At 63.1% G+C, this 19826-nt stretch carries 23 protein-coding genes; 1 reads left to right on the forward strand and 22 read right to left on the reverse strand.

The genetic code is table 11. The features are described from left to right. Position 1: 1 nt before the first annotated feature. From E5S69_RS20360 to E5S69_RS20465, 22 genes are all read right to left on the reverse strand, one after another. Positions 2–382, reverse strand: a complete 381-nt coding sequence (locus E5S69_RS20360; RefSeq protein WP_171516429.1) for a phage tail protein — start codon at positions 380–382, stop codon at positions 2–4. Continuing rightward, the gene (locus E5S69_RS20365) at positions 379–1050 is read right to left on the reverse strand and encodes a phage baseplate assembly protein V (RefSeq protein WP_236901392.1); all 672 of its coding nucleotides are present in this window, start codon (positions 1048–1050) and stop codon (positions 379–381) included. Before E5S69_RS20365 ends, E5S69_RS20360 begins: the two co-directional genes overlap by 4 nt. Beyond that, on the reverse strand, positions 1047–2168 hold the full coding sequence (locus E5S69_RS20370; protein ID WP_171516430.1) for a hypothetical protein: 1122 nt from the start codon (positions 2166–2168) through the stop codon (positions 1047–1049). Before E5S69_RS20370 ends, E5S69_RS20365 begins: the two co-directional genes overlap by 4 nt. Positions 2169–2175: 7 nt before the next feature. After that, positions 2176–3132 (reverse strand): hypothetical protein, encoded by a 957-nt coding sequence (locus tag E5S69_RS20375; protein WP_171516431.1) that lies wholly within the window; start codon positions 3130–3132, stop codon positions 2176–2178. Positions 3133–3136: 4 nt separating this feature from the next. Beyond that, positions 3137–5071, reverse strand: coding sequence for a hypothetical protein (locus E5S69_RS20380; RefSeq protein ID WP_171516432.1), 1935 nt, complete (start codon positions 5069–5071; stop codon positions 3137–3139). 238 nt (positions 5072–5309) lie between these two features. Next, a complete protein-coding gene (locus E5S69_RS20385; protein WP_171516433.1) occupies positions 5310–5783 on the reverse strand; it encodes a hypothetical protein in 474 nt (157 codons plus the stop codon). A gap of 166 nt (positions 5784–5949) precedes the next feature. Then, positions 5950–6309 (reverse strand): hypothetical protein, encoded by a 360-nt coding sequence (locus E5S69_RS20390; protein ID WP_171516434.1) that lies wholly within the window; start codon positions 6307–6309, stop codon positions 5950–5952. Between the two features lie 3 nt (positions 6310–6312). After that, positions 6313–6744 (reverse strand): hypothetical protein, encoded by a 432-nt coding sequence (locus tag E5S69_RS20395; RefSeq protein ID WP_171516435.1) that lies wholly within the window; start codon positions 6742–6744, stop codon positions 6313–6315. Between the two features lie 53 nt (positions 6745–6797). Beyond that, a complete protein-coding gene (locus E5S69_RS20400) occupies positions 6798–8315 on the reverse strand; it encodes a phage tail protein (protein ID WP_171516436.1) in 1518 nt (505 codons plus the stop codon). A 61-nt stretch (positions 8316–8376) separates the two neighbouring features. Further along, positions 8377–8523, reverse strand: a complete 147-nt coding sequence (locus tag E5S69_RS20405) for a hypothetical protein (RefSeq protein WP_171516437.1) — start codon at positions 8521–8523, stop codon at positions 8377–8379. Positions 8524–8530: 7 nt separating this feature from the next. Further along, positions 8531–9361, reverse strand: coding sequence for a hypothetical protein (locus tag E5S69_RS20410; protein WP_171516438.1), 831 nt, complete (start codon positions 9359–9361; stop codon positions 8531–8533). Beyond that, on the reverse strand, positions 9361–10014 hold the full coding sequence (locus tag E5S69_RS20415; RefSeq protein WP_171516439.1) for a hypothetical protein: 654 nt from the start codon (positions 10012–10014) through the stop codon (positions 9361–9363). The genes E5S69_RS20410 and E5S69_RS20415 overlap by 1 nt, the downstream gene beginning before the upstream one ends. A gap of 12 nt (positions 10015–10026) precedes the next feature. Further along, positions 10027–10425: a hypothetical protein gene (locus E5S69_RS20420; protein ID WP_171516440.1), complete on the reverse strand. Its 399-nt coding sequence runs from the start codon at positions 10423–10425 to the stop codon at positions 10027–10029. 1 nt (position 10426) lies between these two features. Then, entirely contained in the window at positions 10427–10591 is a 165-nt protein-coding gene (locus E5S69_RS20425; protein WP_171516441.1) for a hypothetical protein, read from the reverse strand. A 55-nt stretch (positions 10592–10646) separates the two neighbouring features. Then, on the reverse strand, positions 10647–11969 hold the full coding sequence (locus E5S69_RS20430; RefSeq protein ID WP_171516442.1) for a P22 phage major capsid protein family protein: 1323 nt from the start codon (positions 11967–11969) through the stop codon (positions 10647–10649). A 63-nt stretch (positions 11970–12032) separates the two neighbouring features. Beyond that, on the reverse strand, positions 12033–12800 hold the full coding sequence (locus tag E5S69_RS20435; protein WP_171516443.1) for a DUF6651 domain-containing protein: 768 nt from the start codon (positions 12798–12800) through the stop codon (positions 12033–12035). A gap of 128 nt (positions 12801–12928) precedes the next feature. Then, the gene (locus E5S69_RS20440) at positions 12929–14320 is read right to left on the reverse strand and encodes a DUF4055 domain-containing protein (protein WP_236901393.1); all 1392 of its coding nucleotides are present in this window, start codon (positions 14318–14320) and stop codon (positions 12929–12931) included. A gap of 11 nt (positions 14321–14331) precedes the next feature. Then, on the reverse strand, positions 14332–15606 hold the full coding sequence (locus E5S69_RS20445) for a terminase large subunit domain-containing protein (RefSeq protein WP_171516444.1): 1275 nt from the start codon (positions 15604–15606) through the stop codon (positions 14332–14334). Continuing rightward, the gene (locus E5S69_RS20450) at positions 15593–16360 is read right to left on the reverse strand and encodes a terminase small subunit (RefSeq protein WP_171516445.1); all 768 of its coding nucleotides are present in this window, start codon (positions 16358–16360) and stop codon (positions 15593–15595) included. The genes E5S69_RS20445 and E5S69_RS20450 overlap by 14 nt, the downstream gene beginning before the upstream one ends. A gap of 107 nt (positions 16361–16467) precedes the next feature. After that, positions 16468–16653: a hypothetical protein gene (locus tag E5S69_RS20455; RefSeq protein ID WP_171516446.1), complete on the reverse strand. Its 186-nt coding sequence runs from the start codon at positions 16651–16653 to the stop codon at positions 16468–16470. Positions 16654–17644: 991 nt separating this feature from the next. Next, a complete protein-coding gene (locus E5S69_RS32975; protein ID WP_423766655.1) occupies positions 17645–17995 on the reverse strand; it encodes an HNH endonuclease in 351 nt (116 codons plus the stop codon). Between the two features lie 935 nt (positions 17996–18930). After that, a complete protein-coding gene (locus E5S69_RS20465) occupies positions 18931–19392 on the reverse strand; it encodes a hypothetical protein (RefSeq protein ID WP_171516448.1) in 462 nt (153 codons plus the stop codon). A 108-nt stretch (positions 19393–19500) separates the two neighbouring features. Between E5S69_RS20465 and E5S69_RS20470 the strand changes: the two genes are divergently transcribed. Then, positions 19501–19761, forward strand: a complete 261-nt coding sequence (locus E5S69_RS20470) for a hypothetical protein (RefSeq protein WP_171516449.1) — start codon at positions 19501–19503, stop codon at positions 19759–19761. The last annotated feature ends 65 nt before the right edge of the window (positions 19762–19826 follow it).

Raw genomic sequence — 19826 nt, forward strand, 5'->3', positions numbered from 1 at the left:
GTCAGCGGTTCACGTCAAAACTGAGGGTGATGGGCTTGCGCGTGTCGGCGCTGGTGTAGCGGATCGTGATCGAGAAGCCGGAGTTGATTTGAACTAGATCTACCTCCGGCTCAGGGAGCCTCGCAACGGCCTCCTCCATCAGCACCTGCGTGCGGATCAGTGCGCGCAGCGCCGGCAGGTCGGCGCTCTCGCCGATCTTGGCTGGCAACCCCGCGCCGTATTCCGGGTGGAACATGTAGTCGCTGGGATTCGTCACCAGGCGCCGCACAATCCTCTGCTGGGCTCGGATCTCGCCGCTGGAGCGGCCAAGGTCGCCCGTCGCGGACACGCCGATGTCCACGCCGGCCCAGTGATCGATGTCATTCAGGAGTTGCTGGGTCATTGCGGTACCCCGCCGAGGCCAGAGCCGCCGGAGTTAAGGTGCTTGTGCGTACTGCCGATGTCGTGACCGTTGTTGTAGATCGTGCCGGTCGTGTCCAGATTGCCGGTGATCGTCGACGTGTTGCCTGTGCCGTTGTCGCCGGAGATGGCCATGCCTCCCTGCCCGGTAATCGTGTCCTCGACCAGCAGCGTGTCATCCATCTGAACTGGACCGACGAAGTGGTGAAGCTGCGCCGTGTACTTGGCAGTCGTGTGCGCGACCACTTCGACCGTTCCGTCGTTCTTGAACTTCAGCGATGAGCCGGACTTGTGCACCACCCAGAACTCACCTGACGGCGCACCCGGCGGGCGGTCGGCGTCGCTATACAGGCGCCCGCAGACATAGCCGTTCTCGACGCTGCCGCCGAAGAATTTCACCTCGACCTGATCCCCCGGACTCGGCGGCGCATCCATGCCCCAGCCATTACCCACCCAGGGAGACGTCACTGGCAGCCAGCCAGAGATGAACAGCGCTTCGTCGTCGCTCGGGTTGGAGCGGTCAACGAACTCCACGCGCGCCGCGGCCCTGCCCGGGTCATAGCTGCGCACAATGCCCGCGCGCGACTCGGCCACATCACCACGGGCGAGTCGCGCGGCCATCGCCATCTGGTTTCGAATTGCCTGCATCATGGCGATGGCACCGTCTCGGGATTGGAGTTCTTGGCCTCGACACGCATCGAATAGCCGGTAGAAAGACTCATCTGGCGCGTCACTGAGACCGGGTAGTAAGCCTGGTCGAACTTCGTCCCGGTGCCCTCGACCTGAATCATCATGGTCGGGTCCAGGATGTTGTCGGCCGGCATGCGAGCCCAGAACTTCATTTCGTGCGAGGTGATCTCGCGATGCAGCTCAATCGCCTTCTGCGTCGCCTGGTCTTGCGTCAGGCCCGGGAAGACGAAGCTGTAGACCTGCACGCCACCGAATGGGACCGCCTTGCCGGCCTGAATCGTCTTGCCCTTGCTCGGGTAGTACGCGGTGAATCCCTGCTTCTGCTTGGCGTTCCACGACCGCACGACGACAGACACGCCCTTGGCGACGGTCAGGCTGCGGGAGAACTCCATTTCCTGCACGTTGGCCTGGCGCGCCGCGCGATCGTCCGTAGGCGGCTCCCAGCGGATCACGTAGGGATCGCCCTGGTCAGTCGGGCGCGGGTGGAAGTACAGCGTCTTGCCCTTGACGTAGCAGAGATAACCCTCATTCGACGCAAGGTAGGTCAGCAGATCCCACTCGCTGCGCTCTTCCACCATGCGGGCATGGTCGCGCGCATAGTAGGTGCCGACGAGTTCCTTGGTCGGCGTAACATCTGCGGTCAGGCCGTGCGATTCCGCCAGCTTGATCGCGATCTGCGACGACGTCAGATTCTGGAATTGCAGCGAGGTCTTGGCGTCGATGAAGACCGCCGTCAGGTCGCGCCCGATGAGTTCGATCGTGCGGCGCGCCGGGTCGTACTCGATGTCATCGATCCGGCCGTAGATCAGGCTGTCCAGTTCGGTCTCGGTGTAGTTCTCCGGATCCAGCGGGAAGCCGCCGAAGACCTCGACGAAGCCCTCGGTCAGCGCCGAGAACCACGCCGCGTCGCGTTCAGGAGTCAGTAGCGACTCGGCGAACTTCACCCGGAAGGTGTCCGCTTGGTAGTAGGTGTTGCGAGAAACGGTCCAGCTTTCCCAGCCCCTCACCTGCTCGCCAGAGATCTGCACGATCCCGCGCGGCGCCCGGACGGCCGGGACGACGGGTAGCGTGTTCTGCATAGCACCTCTACGAGATCAGAATGCCGCCGTTCGTGTCCGCGGTGGCTGGGATAGTCAGTTCCTGAATGCCGGTCACCGCCGGATCGGTCATGCCGTTGGCCTTGGCGAGGCCGGTCCAGGCCATCGCATCGCCGTAAAGCTGCGCAGCCATGTCCATCAGGTTGCCGCCGGCGACCGTCTGGCGCCGCGCGCTGTTGTAGACGCTGCCGACGTTGCCCTGCACGCGCCCCATGACGCGGTCAAGGTTCACCAGTGCCGGAAGCTGCTGCGCGGCCAGAATCTGGCCGGAGATCTTCTGCACTTGCTGCGCGATCGGCGTGTTCGGCAGGATGCCGCCGACCGTCGCCACGTTGACCAGCACGTTATTCACCTGCGCGACAATGGTCTGCGCCTCATTGCGCAGCGCGGCGATCGGCTGCAGAACGCTGTTCAGCGTCGATTGCGCGGCATTGGCGAACGACGAAACGCCGTCCACCGCCGTCTGGACCGCGCCAAACAGGCTGGTGATGCTGGACATGCCAAGGCCATCCACCAATCCGCCTGCCGTCAGCATGTCGCCGCTGATGAGGCTGTCGATGCTGGCAGCCGACAGCGACCGGTCCGGCTGACCGAGATCCTCGACCACCTCCAGCACGATGCTGTAGGGCATCTGATAGAACCGCTGGAAGTCGGCCCTGAAGGTCCGGATGACCACCGCGTAGATGAACTCCGACCACGTTAGCGCCAGCGGCTTACCCTGTGCCCGCATGGTGTCGAGGTAGCGGGCTCGCTGCATCGCATCCTGCCCGCGCAGCCAGCCGGACCACTCGATCGGCAGGCAGAAGCCGCCCATGGCGTCGACCGCCCGCAGTCCGCCGATCAAGTCATGCGTCACGAGCCGCTGCTCGCCGCCGATGGCGATCTGCTGGGGGATTTCAGTTCCATCGAACTGCATTTCCCCCAGGTAAAGCGCGAGATCAGCCATTAATTCACCTCATGGACGGTGGCGGCAGCGACATGGACGGGTCAAATCCGCTTGGCCCAGTTTGCGGACGCTGCAGCTCCCTTGACTGGTGCCAGGTCAGAGCCTCGGCGACCACGCGGCTATCTAGTTTCACGGTGCTGTTTACCTGCACCATCTGCGGCGCGGAGCCTCCGACCGGGTTGGCTGCGGCCAGCCGGTCGTTCTTGTCCTTGCCTGCCGTCGGATCGCCGCCAAACATCGCCTTGCCGGCACGCCAGGCCCAGCCCAGCACCCCGCCAGAGCCGATGTCGCGCGGGTCCAGCGAGAAAGGCGAGCCAGCAGCTTGCAGGCGCGCATTCATGTCGGCGTTTTTCTGCCCCCAATCGTTCACCGACCGGAAGAACTCCGTACCCGCGTTCAGGATCTTCGTGACCGTCGGGAGTACGCCGCGGCCCATCTCGGCCTTCATGGACTCCCACGCGGCAATGAAATCCGCCTCGGCGCCCGGCGCGGTCTTTTTGAACTCGTCGATCGTGCCTTGCGTGCCCTTGGCGTTCTTGACCAGCTTGGCGTCACGCAGTGCCTGTTCCTGCTGCGTAGTGAAGTTGGCGCCCATGTTGGACGCCTGCCGATTGGACAGAAGCTGGTTGGTGAAGGCGATCTTCTCCGAGTCAGTCTTGGCGCCAGCTTTGATTGCCGCCGCGTCGACGTACTTCATGATCCATGCCGCCGGATCTTCGCGGAGCAGCTTCTCGTCGACGATGTTCTTCAGCGCCATCGACTTGATCTGCTTGCCACCCACGCTGCCGCTCTTGACCTCTGTCAGCTCGGCGAGGCCGGCGTCTGCCAGCGCAGCCATCGTCTTCTTCGGCGTCCGACCGGCTATCAGGTTCTGGTACAGCGACATCAGCGCGGTACCGGTGCGAGAACCACCCTGCTCCTGCATCAGGGTAGCCATGTTCATGATGCCCTGATCGCTCAGCCCCTTAAACGCCGCGCCGCCGGTCTTGGCGAATTGCTCGAGGTCAGCGAATTTCAGCGAGCCGCCCGAGCCGGTGACCATGCGCTGGGCAAGGTCCAAGCTGCTCAGGAAGTCCTCTTTCGAGTTTGTCTTGCCGCGCATGTCGTTGAAGCGCATGACCGCGCGGACCGCGCCCTCATCGAGGGAGCCGACCTTGCCACCGAAGAGCCCAGAGTTGGCCGCATTCAGCGCTGCCAGCGTCGGCGCGACTTCCTTGGCGAGATCCAGACCACCGAACATGCCAACCGACTCGCGCAGCGTCTCCATCAGCTGGGCGCTGGACGTGCCGAAGACCTTCGTACCGCGGGCGAACTGGTCGGCTTGCTTATTGACCTCGTCGCCCAGATTCAGCGTCTTGAACCGGGTGTAGGCGACCTGGTACTCCTTGCCGGCATCGTACAAGGCCTTGGTCATGTAGATGCTGGCAAAGCCAGCCGCCACAGGCGCAAGAGCGCCGCCAGGGATGCCCATGCCGATCGCGCCAACACCGAAGCCGCCGGGGCCGACGTGCACGTTGCCGCCATGGCCGCCACCAAAGCCGCCTCCGCCGGCCGCAGCGCCTCCGCCGCGACGGGGTAGACCAGAAATATAGCCGCGGGGTCCGGGCAGCGCAGGCGGGCGCTGGCCTCCGCCTCCCCTACCGCCAACGCCCATGAATACCGACTGCGAGGCCGCAGCGCCAGCCGCGTGCATGGCATTGATGCTGCGCGCCAGTTGGGCCGCCTCGCTGTTTGCGCGGCCCATGTTGTTTGCCATGGTCCGGCTGGAGTTGGACAGCGCCCGAATGCCCGCGACGTGGCTGTCCAGCTTGCCGAGATGCTGATTCAGGTTGGCCGCCAGCACATCGACCTTCCTGAACTCGGCCGCCAGCTTCAGCAACTGAGGCGCGATCAGGTCGTTCAGCACCAGTGTGGCGCCGATCTTATAAACGTCGATCATGGTGACCTATACTTGTCGTTCCTGAACCCAGAAATCGGCTATGCGATCACTGACGATCCGCGCTCATGAGTGGCTTGCAGACCACGTCTCATGGGTGCAATACCCGAAGCCAAAGCCTCCGCGGGCGAAGCCACAACTGACCGACCGGCAGCATCTGGACCGGCGCGCGCGGCGTATCACCGGCGCGATTTACATCGTGGTCGTCGGTTTGCCAGTCCTTGGCGGAGCCATGGCTGGCCTACTTGAGTCGCGGCAGGCGCCAGCTCCGGCCAGCCAACCAAGCAGCGACGGTGCGGCTAAAACGCGCCTTCAAGTCTTCGCCGGCTCGAATGGCAGCCGGGCCTAGCACCGCGCGCGGCGGGACTCGCAACGTGCCGAGTTCGTGCCAGACCATCTTGTCCTCGTTCGAGCCGACAGCGGCCTCGTTACCGGCGACTGTCCTTTCGATGCTGTCACGCATCTCCCCAGTCCGCAGAAGCGGCGCGTCCACCGGATAACCCTGGCGGATCTTCTCGAATTCCGTTTCAGCGGTGAGTTCTTCCCACTTGGCAAACGGGCCCACGGCGGGCTGGTAATGGCCAATCTCCGACTTGGCGATCTTCTGGATCACCTCGGCACCCGTTTCCGTCATGTGGCCGGTGACCGCGGTCGACTCGGCCGCCAGCGCGGTCAGGTGGTTGGCGAAGTCGCCAAGGCTGCGAAAGTTCTTCACGGTCGGTCCTTGTACGACATCGCTTCCCAGTCGAAGGTAGCGCCCTCTAGCTCGCGGAACACCACGCATGCGGCGAACCGCTCTGCATCGGTGTAGGAGAACGCGACGTCATAGGGAACGCCGTTCTTTATGAGCCACAGTGCCTGCCGAAACGCCGGGGCCCGGGCTAGTTTTTTGCGGTATCTGCGCCGCCGCCGTCGCCGCCCTCGACCTTGCCCATGCCAAGCTGGACGGCAATCAGGCCGGGCTCGTCGAGCTGCTGAATCAGCGCCTCGAGCTCCAGCTTGCTGGTCGGCGGAATGATCGGCTCGCCGTCGATGGCCGCCACATAGATCACCGGCATGCACATCGTGCGGTAGACCGCGTTCTCGGCCGCCTCGGGGCCCATCGCCTCAACCAGGCGGAATTGCGCCAAGATCCCCGGCTTCTTCAGCACGATCTGGCGCCCGGTCGAGTCAGTGACGGTATGCTCGGAAGCGGCGCGCGCGATGACTTCCTCGGACGGGCGGAGAGTGACTTTGGTCATGTGTTACAGGATCCGGATGCGGCGCGATGCCATGAAGGTGAGCGACAGCTTGACGGACGCGTCGCCGGCGGCTTCACCACCATCGTCAAGCGACAGCACGACGCCGTCATAACGCCACTTCGAGATGGCGCCGCTCGGCTCCGAGATGGTCTCGTAGATCTGGCACGGCTGCTCGTTGATGCCCGAGTAGTAGTCGGTTTCGATCTGATCGAAGTAGCCTTCGATCTCCGGGCCCGCGCGGTTGATCGAGAACGAGCCCGACCAGCCGTCGAAAAAGCGCAGGTGTTGCGAGACGCCGTTGATCAGCTTCACGCGCTCCTGTGTGGTGTCCTGCTTCTTGCGGAATGCGGTCAGCTTCGGGATCGGCAGCGGACCAGTCGGGGTCTGGATGACCAGGGTCGTGTCGCGCCCGACGGAAAGCCCTTGTTGCGGCATGTTCTTCTCCAGAAAGAGAGAGGCCCGGCGGACCGGGCAAGGTTATCGGGTGCTTATCGAACGATGACTGTGGTCTGACCGCCCTGCAGGTTCACGAGGAAGTTGCGCACGACAGCCATGTAGCGCACCTGAACGTCGCCCTGCATCCAGCCTGAGCGGATTCGCGCGTCTGGGTTGTTCGTCTTGTCCAGCACGACCTTGTAGTCGTCGATCATCTTGGGCCGGACGCCCTTCATGTTCGCGAGGAACTGATCGAGGCCGGCGAAAGCGTTTGCACGGGTATCGTCCTCATCGTCGAAGCCCTGCAACTCACCGACGAACTTGCCGCCCCAGGCATCGATGCTGTAGGCGATGTAGTTGGTCATCCGGGTGTAGCAGTCCTCGCGTTGGCCTTGGTCGCTGCTCGTGTTCACGCCCAGCACGAAGCTGAAGTATTTGCCGCCCGGCGACGGATTGGTCAGCACGTCGATGCCGGCCTGCACCAGCTGCAGCAGCTCCGCGTTCGAGTACGGCTGGTTGTTGTAGGTGCGCTGCGTGGCAACGATGCCCTGCAGTTGCTTGTTGAGCGTGCTCTTCTCTGGCGACTGGTTGACCATCAGGCCCAGTGCGAAGGCCTGCGGAGAGATCAGGCGCACCTGATTGTTGACCGTATCGTTGACGTACACCCAGTCACCGAAGATAACCTTGCCGGCGTAGCTGTCGATGCCAGCAGTGCTTTTCGTGGTCACTGCAGTGCTGATCGTGTCGCCGGCGGGGCCAACCATCTGCATGTAGGCGCCCTCGGCCAGGCCATAGGCGATCTGCGAGGACCAGGTGGTAGAGTCGTCGCAGTCCGCCAGTGCGATCACGCTCGCGCCGGACTTGCGCAGGGCATACAGCCCCTTGCGAGGCGCGGTGTCGGTGCCGAGAAGGACCGAGCCGGTGATGGTCGTTGCGCCATCCGTGCCGCCGGTCAGGTTGATCGTTGCTGGCAGCGTCGGGCCGGTAGAGCCTGCGCCCGCCGTCGCCACGCAGATCGTCGAGGGTCCGCGGAACTGGCTGTTGCCAAGGTTCACCGCCTTGACGATGTTGTCCCGCTGCGTCGCGCCGGTGCCAGGGATGTTATCGAAGACCTCGGGCTGGAAGCCGGCCAAGGTGATGGTCAGCTTCACCGTGTTCGCTGCGGTGCCGGCAGCGAGGATGGCGCTGATGCTGTTGCCCAGCGTGCCCGTGTACCTCGACGTCAGGGTGACGAAGGTGGTAGCGAAAACCGCCGAGGCGGCAACATCCGTGCCGTCGGTCACGCGCACCATCGAGAAGGCGCCGACCTTGCCCTGCATCGCAGCCCAATTCAGGACGGTCATCATGTCGTACTTGCGCGCCTGCATCTGGCCGAAAACGGCCACGCCGCCGGCGTAGTCAGACACCATGACGGGAACGCCAACTGGGCCCCAGGTCGCGGTACCGACGATGCCGCCGATATTGCTCGGCACGCCATTGATGGGCGCCGGCCCGGGCGGCTGGATGGCAACGATGATGCCTGGCACCTGTTGGGCGGTCAGGTTCACCTGCCCTGCTTGGACAACGGTCATTTGGATGGCTCCAGAAACGAAAAGAGCCACCCAAAGGTGGCTCGCAGTATGCGATGTGTGGTTACTTCGACTTCGGGGCGGCCGGCGCAGCGGCCTTGACGACGTTGGTGGCCTGTTCGGACGCCAGAATGTCGGCAACGGCCTTCTCGTCGGTGATCTCGTCGCCGATCTGGTAGCCGTTGAAGGGGGAGATAACGCGAAGGATCATGGTTGCCTCACAGAATTTTGTCTCTCAGCACAGTGCCGAGGTCATCGGTAACGATCACCTCGCCCTGCGTCACTTCGTACTGCTCTTGAACTTCCGTGGTCGCGTATTCGACCCAGCAGCAAAGGTTTCGGCGGTAGATGCCTTCCTTCTGGCCGCTGTCGTCCCACGGGTTCGGCAGCGGGCGCGATCGCAGATTGGCGAACGACCCATCGGTCAGCGTCAGCCGCACTAGGCTGGCCAGCGCCGCGTCAAGGGCCTCGCCGAGCGGGTCGCGCGCGTCAAAGCAGTTCGCCCAGACGGTGATCAGGAACTCCTGATCCTGCCGGCGGGCGTCCCGGATGCGCGTCGCCATGCCGCCTACGCGCGGCGAGATGTCTTTGGCGCCTGGGATGCTCACGACGGCCCCCGCTGATGTCGCAGGCTGGTCCACGCTGATGAGCGCGGCCAACGCAGTCGCGATTCCGGTCAGGGTGTCGCCGGCCTGCACCGCATAGGGGTACGCGTGCCCATCGATCCACAGCGACACGTTCTGCGGGGTCGAGATCGTCCCGCCGACGGCCACGTTCTGGCCGGCGACGGTAAGCGTCACCGTGTGCGACGCCTCGGTCAGGGCCGACCACTTCGACTTGGCGCTCTGGAGGTACTTCACCGCGCGCGGGAAGACCGAGATATGCGCCTTGTCGGCCTTCAGATCGGCAGTCAGGACAGCCGGGACAGGCCAACCCGCGTAGACCTTGATCGCCTGGCCGGTGATCGACGGCTGACTCGTCCCGTTCGGGTAGGCGATCTGCGCGATCAGCGCCACCAAGGCGTTGGATACGTCCGCGAGACCGGCCATTACGTGTGAACCTCAGTCAAATCCAGCCGCCACATCTGCTCGGACCGCTCCGCGCCGCCGATGCTGAAGCGCCGGCCGAGGTCGTCGATGACGATGTCGCCGGAGGCGAGCACGATCGGCACGCTGGCCGGCAGCCAGATGCGGAATCCATGTTCGTCGCCCGAAGCGGGCAGATCGGTGTGCGTCCGCGTCTTGCCGCCGAACAGTTCAGCGCACGGCCAGCCGCCGGCGCCGCCCGGTGAGCCGAGAACGTACTCGTCGTCACCGGCGCACAGGCCGGAATAGCCCACGTTGCCGACGCCAGACTGCACCGGTGGCCGCGTCACCCAGATACGGCGGTTGCACTCCACCGCGACGATTGGCAGGTTGTCCTGCATGCCGCCGATGAAGTAGGTCTGCTGGCCACGCACCAGGTAGTCGCCCAACTGGGTCAGGCGGCCATCGATCAGGCAGTACCAGTACGGCTTCTCGGGCAGGCCGGGCCGCGTGTAGGACCATTCCTGCGCCGAGAACGAGGCGTTCAGGCTCGCGACGACCGCGGTTAGCGGGTTCGCTGCGGCCGCCGGCCGGTAGACGTCATAGACGTAGCCGATCCGCTTGGCTGCCTTGGCATAGCCGGCGTAGATGCGATCCTGCAGCTTTGCTGCATCCATGCTAAACCCCTGCTATGCGCGGCCCACGCTGATGCCGCCAGGCCCAAGTGCTGGGCCCGGGGCGAACCCGATGAACCCGCATAGGCGCCGGCGCCACGAGTCGAGCAGCTTTTCCCTGTCCGCTTGCTCGCGAGGGTTATGCGTCCAGACCGCCGCCTGCGCGGTGTCTAGGTTGTCGCTCACGGCCGGGATCGCGCTCTCGAGCGCGTTCAGGTTCGTCAGGTAGGTGTTGATGAGGACCGCTTCCTCACTCGCCGACAGCGACGTCAGCCGCTGCTGCAGCGACATGACGACCATCCCGAAGTGGCCGTAGACGACGTCCTGGTCATTCGTGATGGCCATCGTCGTGCCGACGAGCGGATAGCCCATGAAGCGGCGCACGTCGGTCAGTTGAGCGGCGGTCAGCGCCATCTCACTCTTCCGACTGCTTCACGGCTTTGCCGCGGGCTGGCTTCTCCGGCGCGCCTTCCACGAAAAGCCTGTGCTCGTCCGTCAGGTCGGACTTGTTGATCACGATGTAGCCGTGCGGGTTGTCCTCGGACACTTCCGAGACAACCTTGACTGTTTCAAGTTGCATGCTTCCTCCGTGAGCGGAGAAAGAGCGGCCGAAGCCGCCCTCCCTCATCGGGCTATTAGCCCAGCAGCGTGGCGATGTGGTTCTGCTTGATCGCCTGGTAGCCCCACGCGAGACGCACGTGGTAGACGATCTGCATGAACTGACGGTACACGGCGACGTCGAAGACGATGCCGGTCTTCGGGTCGGTGACCTGGATCACGTCGTCAGCCATGTCCATCGCCTTGCCGTCAGGGCCGATCGGCATCTGCGGCGAGCGGGTGATCAGCTGCACGGCGCTGCGGCTGAAACCGAGGTTCGGCGTGGCCGTGTTGCCCACAGTCACCGCGGTGGCCGAGGCCGGGATCGCCTGCAGCAGGCCCGGGGCAGCGAGGGTGATGGTGCCAGGCGCCGAGATGCCAGCAGCCACCACGTACTTGTTGGCATCGCCGGCGAAAGTCACGACGTCACCCGCGTTGACGGTGCCGGTACCGGTGATCAGCGGGATCTGGGTGGTGCCGACCGCGAAGCCGGCCGCGGTCGTGGTGTACGACGCGCCGGTGCCCTTGGTCACGGCGGTGACCGCAGCGCTGTTGCGCAGGTCGAAGCCTTCCAGGCGGCCGATGATGCCTTCGCGCAGCAGGGCGTCGGTGCCGGCTTCGTTCACCTTGAACAGCACATTCTGCTTGCCGCGTAGGTTGGCCATCGCTGACGAGCCCATTGCGAACTGCAGATCGGACTGCGGCGCGCCGTTGTCGTCCAGGATCTTGCGAAGCTGAGCGATATCGCTCAGATCGCCCGCGGTCCCGAACGGGGCGGTGCCAGCGGTACCGTACGCGCGCGAGGCGTTCTGGTAGATCGTGGTGAACAGGTCGGCGTCGATCTGGTTCGTCAGGGTGCGGAATGCTTGGACGAACTGGTTGCGCAGGACGCCGCCGTAGGTGCCTGCGTTCAGCATGCCGCGCTGCTCTTCACCGGCCCAGCGGATCGGTGCGTGCTTCGACTTGCTGATGGTCATCGCCACGTTGCCGATCGTCTGATCGCCAGTGTTCGGCGCGGTGACGGCGGGCGTGTTGTCGGCCAGCGTGGTCGCCGGCGTGATCGGCACCATGATGGTTTCGTTCAACGCGGCTCGTTCGCCCGACGAGTTGCGGGACACAGCAGGGATGAAGCCGATCATCTCGCGCGAAACGACATCCAGCGCTTCGTAGAGAGTCGGGATCAGGCCGGTGAGCGTGTTGGCAGCCGCCACGCCGTACTGCGCGGGGCGCGTCACCGCGTCCTGCATCAGTTCGAACATGCGGGCCGCCACCTTGGCGACGGTCGCCACCGGGTACAGGGCGACGACGGACGCCACCGTTGCCAGCGCCATCACGCGCAGCTTCGAGAAAGTGCTCTTCATTTGGGTAGACCCTCAAAATAAAACGGCCGCTCTAGGCGGCCTTGGATTGCTTGGGTGGACTGGTCAGTCCGTGATTGCTACGTTCGGGTCACGGGCTGCAGCGGCTTGATCCGCCGGGCTCATGCCATCGAACTGGGCGCGCGAAAGCGTCCGCTTCCCGCCGCCACCACCATTTCCGCGTGCGCCGCCGCCCGATGCACCGGACCCCTTCAGGATCTGATCCTTGTGGGGGTAGTGCTCAATCAGGACGTCCAGCGCCTCGTCGAAGCCAGCCAGCTCGCCAGGATTGGTGCGGCTGAAGATCTTGTTGCCCGACTTGTCGTACGCGACGACGTTGCCGTTCTCGACCTTGAACGCATCACCGAAACGGGCTTGCACCAGGTCCGCCGGAATGGCGAGCTTGTCCGCGATCAGCTTCGATCGAGCGAAGCTGCCGCCAACCTTCTCAGCCACAAGCGAGGATTGGAGGTCGTCGCGTTCCTTGACGATCGGGGCGTACTTGTCCTCGACCGCCTTGATGGCCTCGGCAATTGCCCTGTCCTTCTCGCCGGCCTCAATCAGCTTTTTGCCGTCCAGGTTCGCCACCACTTCCATCGCCTTCTTGGCTTTGGCTGGGTCGTCGATCCCCTCGAACAACTTGAGCTTTGTTTCGGCCGCTTCCTTCGCTTCCCGATGGCCCTTCGCCTCCGAATTCAGCCGTCCGATCGTGGTTACCGTCCCGTCACCGTCGAACGGCGCTTCCTTGCCGTCGGCGTGAACGAATACAGGCAACTTCTGACCGTTGACCTCTTGCAGAACGATGTGACCGTCAGCGTCGAACTTGAATGGCATGGTGGCTTTCTCCGGGCATCCGCCCTATGTTCCTGTGCGGCATCCGCCGCGATTCGCCCTCGGGCATCCGCCGTCTGGACATGAAAAAGGCCGCAGTGGTTAGCTGCGGCCTGGTGATCTGCTTCGGGTCAGTCGCTGATGCTGACGTTTCCCTGCTTGGGGATGTTCTGCGCGATCCGTTTCTTCTCGTCTTCCCACTTGATATCGGGGCTGACGAGTCCTCGGCGCTGCGCCTCAATGAACAACTGCTCATCGGACAGCGTGCCGTCGACGTTCATCTCCCGCAGCAACTGCAGCGACGCCTCGGAGAGCGTGTGGACGCCGAAGTCCTTGAATAGCTGGACGTGGCCACCGCTCTGTTCGCCGGCCCACTCAGCCATGAGCTGCATGGCGGCATCGAGTGCGTCCTCGACGCCTTGGGTGATGCGCTGCAACGCACACATACCCGGCTCGTTGTCGGCCACGGTCTGCGTGATGCTGGTATTGCCCGGCTTGATGACCAGCAACTCGGCGCCGACCTGGCGCATGCGGTCTTCCAAGTCCAGGATCGACAGGCGACCGGCCTCGATGGCCGCTCCGCTGTGCTCGACGAACTTCAGGTCGCCGTGCTCACTGTCGCTCTGGACCGCTTGGGCGCCGCCGACAACGATCTTGCTGTCGCCGAGCATCCTGGCGAATAGGATCGGCACGCGAGCGATGTGCAGAATGGTCTGCTGGTCGCTCTTCGACTGCCAGTGCTCGACGTTCATGTGCGCCAGCTCAAGCAGCGGCGGCGTGCCCATCATGAAGGCGGTTCGATTGCCGTAGACCGGGACGAATGGGATCTTCTGGAGGGATGTCGTACCCTCGCCGACCAGCGTCCACTTCTCTTCGCCGGTCGTGGAATCCTTCCTCTTCTGCCAGGTCTCCCACCGTCCCGGGTACAGCACCCGAACCTGTGGGACGCGCCTCTCGTGGAACGGGCCGTCTTCCTCCACCGCCACCTCAAGCAAGCGCAGTTGAGTCAGGGTCTCGACGCCTTCGATCCGCTCCGACTTCCAGCCCAGCACGTTCTCGAAGCTGATCTGCACGAAGTACGGCCGCGCCCCAATCTTCTTCTCGTCCGCCTTTGTGCGAACGCCGGTGACGGTCGGGTAGTCGACCAGGATGCCGGCAATCCCGCGCGCGAGGGCATCGGCCGTCACGCTGTCGGCAAACGCATGGAGGTTTCGCCCCTGCAGGTCGACATCCTCGCACCACGCCTTGAGCGTTGCGGGCACATCGTCACTGTAGGTCAGTGGCTTCGAGAACGGCTTGGCGCCCAGCACTTCGACAGTGCGCGAGAACGCCGGGAACAGCGTCGCTGTGGCGGTCCGGTCCTTGTAGCTCTTGTCCGGCTCATTCGGCCACTGCGGCAGGAACGCCTGTGCAGCGGCCCGCATGGCGCTCGTCCCTCCCAGCAGGGCCGAGATGAGCGGCCAGTTCTGGGCCATCGTCTCGGCTTCCGGCGAGAGGGTTCGTACGGTGCGTTCCTGTTGCATGGCTGGTCGGGTTAGGCTGTCAGGCTGCTGACGCGCGTCTGGCGCTTCACGATGGGATACAGGCGAACGATCGGATACGTGCCGGCGTCATTTACGTGGTCAACGCCGCTTTTCTTGTCCGGCTCGCCGTGCTCGTCGTATGCCTGCTGTTCAAGCCCTTCTGTGAACTTCGGGCAGCGCCGCGTGTTCACCTTCATGCGCCGCTCGCCGCTACCGTTGTGCAGCATGGCGTTCGTCGACAGCACGCGGTCTTTCACGGCCGGGTTCGTCGAACCGACGTTGATCGTGAATCCCGTCTGCTTGAGTATCGATATGTCCGATTCGGATGCTTTCTTGCTGCTCGTGTTCTGCCCGCTCGCATCCGGATAGATCGTGATCGCGTGGCCGCGCTGCTTCCAGCGTTCGTCGATCATCCGCGCCATATCCGGCGTGTCGCGCACGTCGACCAGCTCGTCCACAGCGATCGGGTTGCCGTCACGAATGACGTACACAACCGAAGCCATGCGGAGCACGTTGAAGTCCATGCCGATGTGCAGCGGCTCACCAGGCTTGATCTCCGCGTCGCTGTGATTCAGCTTGCGATCGAAGTTCGGATAGACGCTGCCGCTCGTCAGGTTGCAGAACTGGCCGCGCAGATACGCGTCGATCAGTTGCGGCGGATACGTCTGGAACAGCGAGTCGATGTAGTCATCTGGCAGGTTCGCTTCGTTGTCGTACGTGCTCGCTTGGATCAGGCCGTACATCGCGCCAAGCGTCGGCTTTTCGCTCAACTGCTTGACGAACTGGCTGTGCACGAAGCGGAACCCTTCCGGCGTGGTCGTCACGTCGACGCCGTTCTTCAGGTTGTCCACCTTGTAGCGCATACGGGCGATGATCTTCCGCCATGCCTGCTGCGCCTTGTCGGCCTTCATGACGTCCAGCTCATCACAAAGCGCCTTGCCGATCTTGAAGCCGACGATCGTATCGGGACGCTCCATCGACCGGCAGATGACGGTGCCGCGGGACTTGCGCCCCTCAAAGAGGTGAACTTCCTTGTTCGACTCGTTGACCTTGGTTGTCAGCCCCCAGTCGAAGGCAACCTCGTCGACGGTCGGGTAGAAGATGTCCCGAATCTGGGGATACGACGGCGCGAAGTAGCCGGCATTGATGCGTGGGTACTCCCAAAAGTGTTGCATCAGGCCGCCACAGCCGACCCAAGTCTTTCCGGAGCCGAATCCAGCCACATAGGCGCGGAACTTGTGCTCCATGGCCAGGAACTGAGCCTGTGGAACATTAAGGCTCGGCATCGTCTCGCTTCCTCGCGTCCCGCACCTCGATCACGAACTTACGCGACTCGGGAGGCGCGTCATCCGGGTCGTCGATCCCCTTGCGCATCTGCTCGTTTTCCATCCGCAGGCGCTCGGCGTTCAATGCCTTGATGTCGTCGTCTCGCTTGTCGTTGAACATGCCAAGATGGCGGGCGACATTCTCAAGCGCCTTGCCTCGATCCTCGAGCAGCACCTTTAGGCCGTCTTTGCCCTGGTGGACGCCGGCGTATAGAGCGCGTGCCGCACCCTTCAGGCGGCGCGTATCGTGGACATGGACCTTACCCCGCCCCTCGCCGCCGCATTCCGGGCACTCGGCGTTGGGCTCGCGGTGATGGTCAAAGCCGAAGCCGCCGTCGCAGCTTGGCGATTCCTTCCCCTCGGCTTCAGCTTCGCGCTGTGCCTTCTCGTACTCGCCGTGAGTCCACTGGTATCCGAACTCGATGCCCCAGCAATGCCGGCAGTTCTGGCGGCGGTACTCGACCAGCTCGTTGACGTCGACGTTGGCGAGATCCCACCAGCGCTGAAGCACCTTGTCAGCGGTGATCTGGGTGCGCTCAGACCGCTTGGCCTGCGCCCGCTCAATCGCCGCGGCGACCTTAACATTTCCTAACAGGCGCGATGACTGCTCTGATGCCGTCCTTTCGCTATACCCCGCCCGAATCGCCGCTTGCGTGGCGTTCAGGTCAATCAGGTACTCATCCACGAAGCGGCGCTGTTTGTCTGTCAGCGCCATGCTTACCCTTTTAGTCGTTGGCTATCGCCTGCGCCCGCTCGGCGGATACTCGTCCGCGATTTCGGAGACTTTTCACGTCACGCGATAGGCGTGGCCTATCGGCATCGCTACTTCCCACATCCCTCAAGCGCCTTGGCATGCCGGCCCAGCGCGTTGTGGGCGTCTGCCCTCTCGTGCAACTCGTCCGAGGCGCCCGGCAGCGGGTGAGCCTCGCCGGTCTTCCGGTTCAGCACGATGCCAGGTGTATCGAGGAGCGCGGCCTGGGCGATGCGGAGTGCTTCGGTCAGGGTCATGGCATCGGCCTAACGTCGACGCGCGGCATGGGCACGCCACACATGAGCAGCCAGAGGCCGAAGCAGTAGCCAGCGTAGACAGGCCCCCACATCACGGCATGGGCCGGACGTCGCCGGCGCTGATCAGATCCCAGCCTTCGGACTGGATTGCCTTGGGCAGCCGTTCCATCGGCCGCACATCGTTGATCAGGATGGAAGCATCACTGCCCATGGCACACCTCACGAATAAGAAACCCGCCGAAGCGGGAAGGCCCGCCTTTCGGGCGAGCAGGAGGAGACAAATTGAGGGCGGCGGAATCGAACCGCACGCGGCCAGCTTTTGACGGCTCGCTCATCCAATTCGCGTTTATGGCCTACGCCCTCACGGATGGCGGCTACCCCCATACACCGCTTGCGCGGCCGGCTGGCACTCGGGGGACGGGCTTGCATCAGCAGGGCCTCGCGGACACCTGACCGCACGAAGCCGCCATGCGTGAAGGTTGAGGGGCCGGCGCTGATCTCCGGCTTCTCGGGTAATGGGCTCACCGAGCGACGTCCCAGGTCTATACCGTCATTGGCGCATCAGCCTGCGCATTCCCTCACGGCTGGCGACTGCGCGGCGGAATCGAACCGCTTTGCTTTGCCCAGCGCCTTGTGGAGTCGAACCACTTCCGAGAGCTGCCCGGATCACCAATGAGCGCAGTCGCCATGCGTGAAGAGGCGGCTTACCCGCCAGCACGCCGGCACCAGACCCGGTCGATGTCCCGAACGACTACCGGGCACAGGTATTGGCGAGGGGCAGGAATGGCGTCAGTTCGCCGATTTCCGCGCGCACCCATCACCTTGCGCGCACCTGCTTTCCCTGATGGGAGGGTTACCCTCACGTCATGACGCCTACGTAGACTGGATTTCAGGTCCAGCCGCTTCAGGCTTCTCATAGGGGTCATGCGTGAGGCGGCTCCTTACGGGAGCCAGTCGGCCGGTCACGCTCGCGCGGAGCCGGACTTGGGAGCTAGGCAGTACGAGCGAACTGCCCGCGCAACTCATTCGCTGCGGCACAGTAGGCTGCATGCGCTTGCTCAGGGGCGTAGAAATAACCAAGGCTACGCATCTTGCCGCCGACTCGAATTCGCGCCTGCCATTTCCCCTGTCGACCGTCGTATGAGACGCCCTTGAACCCACTCGTATTGTTCGAGTAGATGCCTTTATTCCATTGATTCTGCGACTTTGTGCAAAGCCGTAGATTGCCCCGGCGATTGTCAAGCTTGTTGCCATTTGCATGATCAACCTCCCCGCCACCCCCTACGGTCAAGCCCATGATCGCTCGATGCAATCTCTCGGTGGCCCGCTTCCCGGGTCGCAAAGGGTGGGGGATGTTCCGAGTGGCATATCCATCGCGATCCAGGTGCCAATGGCACCGGCCTAGCCGCTCAAAGTCTCATCATCAACAAGGATCCGCTCACCACGCGCCGTCAAGATGACCGCCATATCGCCTCCGCTCAAGGCCGCTCTGGATTGGGCGGCATGGCGACCGGACGAGCGATCCGGGCTTCGGGTGCCCCCTAGCCATGCCGTAGAAAGCAAAAAGCCCGCTGCGGGCGGGCTTGATGTAGTCCTCTTCGCGCGGACGTTTCATTCCCGCAACGCACAAAGTATTTGCCTTTTGCTAACGCGTCCGCTATATTTCGCTCAAACAGCACATGCGTTAGCAAACAGTTACGCCGGATCACCCGGCAAGGAGATACGGCATGCAGATCAACGAACTACCAACGACTTGCGCCAGAAGACGGGAGGCGCGAGAGGGCAGGAAAAGAAGAGCTTGCGCGCGGCCCCAAGTACCTGGCGCACGGGCCGCGCGCTAACGACGAGCCGGGGGAACCCGCGCCAGATCGAAGTCAGAACGACAAAAGAGGAGCCTCGCACTTGCGGGGCTCTTCGCATTTGAGGGCTCTCGATCTCTCTAAGAGGACGCTCCAGAAACGCCAAGAGCCCGACTGTGCGGGCTCTCGTGTGGCATTGTCATGTTGTGTGGGGCGACCTCTGTCTAATCTACGCGCATATTAGCAAACACGGCGCACATTGTCAATCTCATTGCACACATGTGTGCATCAACTAGAAAAAAAACGCCGCGAGACAGCCAAATCCAAACGGCGGACCTGATTCATCGCGGCGCTGATGTCCTCTGCGAGAGAGCCCATCAGCTTGTGTTTCATCTTGCCGTCCTCGTCAGTGAATGAGATGACGGCCCCCCTTACTTTTCCCTCCCGGTAGAGCTGAAGGAACTTCTCGATCTCGGCATCAGCCGTCGTGTTGTCCCGGTTTTGATTGACCGCGTTTCGTTGTTTTCTTGTTACTTTCATCGTCCTCTAGGGTGATTACCCGTCCTTTGGTTTCATTGGATGCCCTCCAATTCTCTTTGAGCTCTTCGAAATCTTCCTTCGTATCCAGCTTGACGTCTAGAAGCTCGGCGATCGCGAAAAGTTTGTTTGGGCTGGTCTGCAGCAGCACGTCATAGACCTGCTGGGCCAAGGAAACCTGCCCTTCCTCCATGTGCGCCTGGTCCATCCAGCCGTGGGGCTTCTTCATGGCGTGCTCGAGCCTTCGGGCCATCTCTCCGCCAATGCCCCGGAATGCGCTTGGGCCCACGCACTGCGAGAGATAGGACTGCGTCGTGCCTGCGAGCCGAGCCAGAGCCGACAGGCTCCCTATCTCGCGCTCCAGGAGGCGCACGTTCATTTTGCGAATAGTTTTGATGTCCATTTGGCTATTTTAAGCAGCCGCTAAGGGATGTCAACACGTTCGCATCTAGCTAACCCGTGTTCTGTGCTAACCTGTTAGCAGTTTGTACGACATGGGAAAGGAGCCCATATGAACCTGGCGCAATGGTTTGACGCAACGAGTATCAATGGCCCGGACATCACTTCGGGCGAGAGAGAACGACGCCGCCGCGAGAGAGAGGCAGTACTGAAACGGGCGGAAACCAGCATCAGTACGCTTCGCAACGCCCTGAGCCGCGGCACGATGGGCATCAAGCTCGCCACCCGAATGGAGAAGGCCACGAAGGGAAGCAGCGCCGAATTCAAGGTCGTCGACCAGATGCCGGAATTGCAGAAGCAACGAACCGACTGAGGCCTTGCTACCGAAAAGCACACATGTGTGCGCAATTTAGATCAACAAACGGGCAGGCGGTGGCC

Source organism: Cupriavidus necator (assembly GCF_013141915.1).
Taxonomy (GTDB): Bacteria; Pseudomonadota; Gammaproteobacteria; order Burkholderiales; family Burkholderiaceae; genus Cupriavidus; species Cupriavidus necator_B.

What these genes read in the sequence shown, in the direction of transcription:
- E5S69_RS20360 (WP_171516429.1), bottom strand. Translation starts at nt 382, where the DNA reads ATGACCCAGCAACTCCTGAATGACATCGATCACTGGGCCGGCGTGGAC.
- E5S69_RS20365 (WP_236901392.1), bottom strand. Translation starts at nt 1,050, where the DNA reads ATGATGCAGGCAATTCGAAACCAGATGGCGATGGCCGCGCGACTCGCC.
- E5S69_RS20370 (WP_171516430.1), bottom strand. Translation starts at nt 2,168, where the DNA reads ATGCAGAACACGCTACCCGTCGTCCCGGCCGTCCGGGCGCCGCGCGGG.
- E5S69_RS20375 (WP_171516431.1), bottom strand. Translation starts at nt 3,132, where the DNA reads ATGGCTGATCTCGCGCTTTACCTGGGGGAAATGCAGTTCGATGGAACT.
- E5S69_RS20380 (WP_171516432.1), bottom strand. Translation starts at nt 5,071, where the DNA reads ATGATCGACGTTTATAAGATCGGCGCCACACTGGTGCTGAACGACCTG.
- E5S69_RS20390 (WP_171516434.1), bottom strand. Translation starts at nt 6,309, where the DNA reads ATGACCAAAGTCACTCTCCGCCCGTCCGAGGAAGTCATCGCGCGCGCC.
- E5S69_RS20395 (WP_171516435.1), bottom strand. Translation starts at nt 6,744, where the DNA reads ATGCCGCAACAAGGGCTTTCCGTCGGGCGCGACACGACCCTGGTCATC.
- E5S69_RS20400 (WP_171516436.1), bottom strand. Translation starts at nt 8,315, where the DNA reads ATGACCGTTGTCCAAGCAGGGCAGGTGAACCTGACCGCCCAACAGGTG.
- E5S69_RS20405 (WP_171516437.1), bottom strand. Translation starts at nt 8,523, where the DNA reads ATGATCCTTCGCGTTATCTCCCCCTTCAACGGCTACCAGATCGGCGAC.
- E5S69_RS20410 (WP_171516438.1), bottom strand. Translation starts at nt 9,361, where the DNA reads ATGGCCGGTCTCGCGGACGTATCCAACGCCTTGGTGGCGCTGATCGCG.
- E5S69_RS20415 (WP_171516439.1), bottom strand. Translation starts at nt 10,014, where the DNA reads ATGGATGCAGCAAAGCTGCAGGATCGCATCTACGCCGGCTATGCCAAG.
- E5S69_RS20420 (WP_171516440.1), bottom strand. Translation starts at nt 10,425, where the DNA reads ATGGCGCTGACCGCCGCTCAACTGACCGACGTGCGCCGCTTCATGGGC.
- E5S69_RS20425 (WP_171516441.1), bottom strand. Translation starts at nt 10,591, where the DNA reads ATGCAACTTGAAACAGTCAAGGTTGTCTCGGAAGTGTCCGAGGACAAC.
- E5S69_RS20430 (WP_171516442.1), bottom strand. Translation starts at nt 11,969, where the DNA reads ATGAAGAGCACTTTCTCGAAGCTGCGCGTGATGGCGCTGGCAACGGTG.
- E5S69_RS20435 (WP_171516443.1), bottom strand. Translation starts at nt 12,800, where the DNA reads ATGCCATTCAAGTTCGACGCTGACGGTCACATCGTTCTGCAAGAGGTC.
- E5S69_RS20440 (WP_236901393.1), bottom strand. Translation starts at nt 14,320, where the DNA reads ATGCAACAGGAACGCACCGTACGAACCCTCTCGCCGGAAGCCGAGACG.
- E5S69_RS20445 (WP_171516444.1), bottom strand. Translation starts at nt 15,606, where the DNA reads ATGCCGAGCCTTAATGTTCCACAGGCTCAGTTCCTGGCCATGGAGCAC.
- E5S69_RS20450 (WP_171516445.1), bottom strand. Translation starts at nt 16,360, where the DNA reads ATGGCGCTGACAGACAAACAGCGCCGCTTCGTGGATGAGTACCTGATT.
- E5S69_RS20455 (WP_171516446.1), bottom strand. Translation starts at nt 16,653, where the DNA reads ATGACCCTGACCGAAGCACTCCGCATCGCCCAGGCCGCGCTCCTCGAT.
- E5S69_RS20465 (WP_171516448.1), bottom strand. Translation starts at nt 19,392, where the DNA reads ATGGACATCAAAACTATTCGCAAAATGAACGTGCGCCTCCTGGAGCGC.
- E5S69_RS20470 (WP_171516449.1), top strand. Translation starts at nt 19,501, where the DNA reads ATGAACCTGGCGCAATGGTTTGACGCAACGAGTATCAATGGCCCGGAC.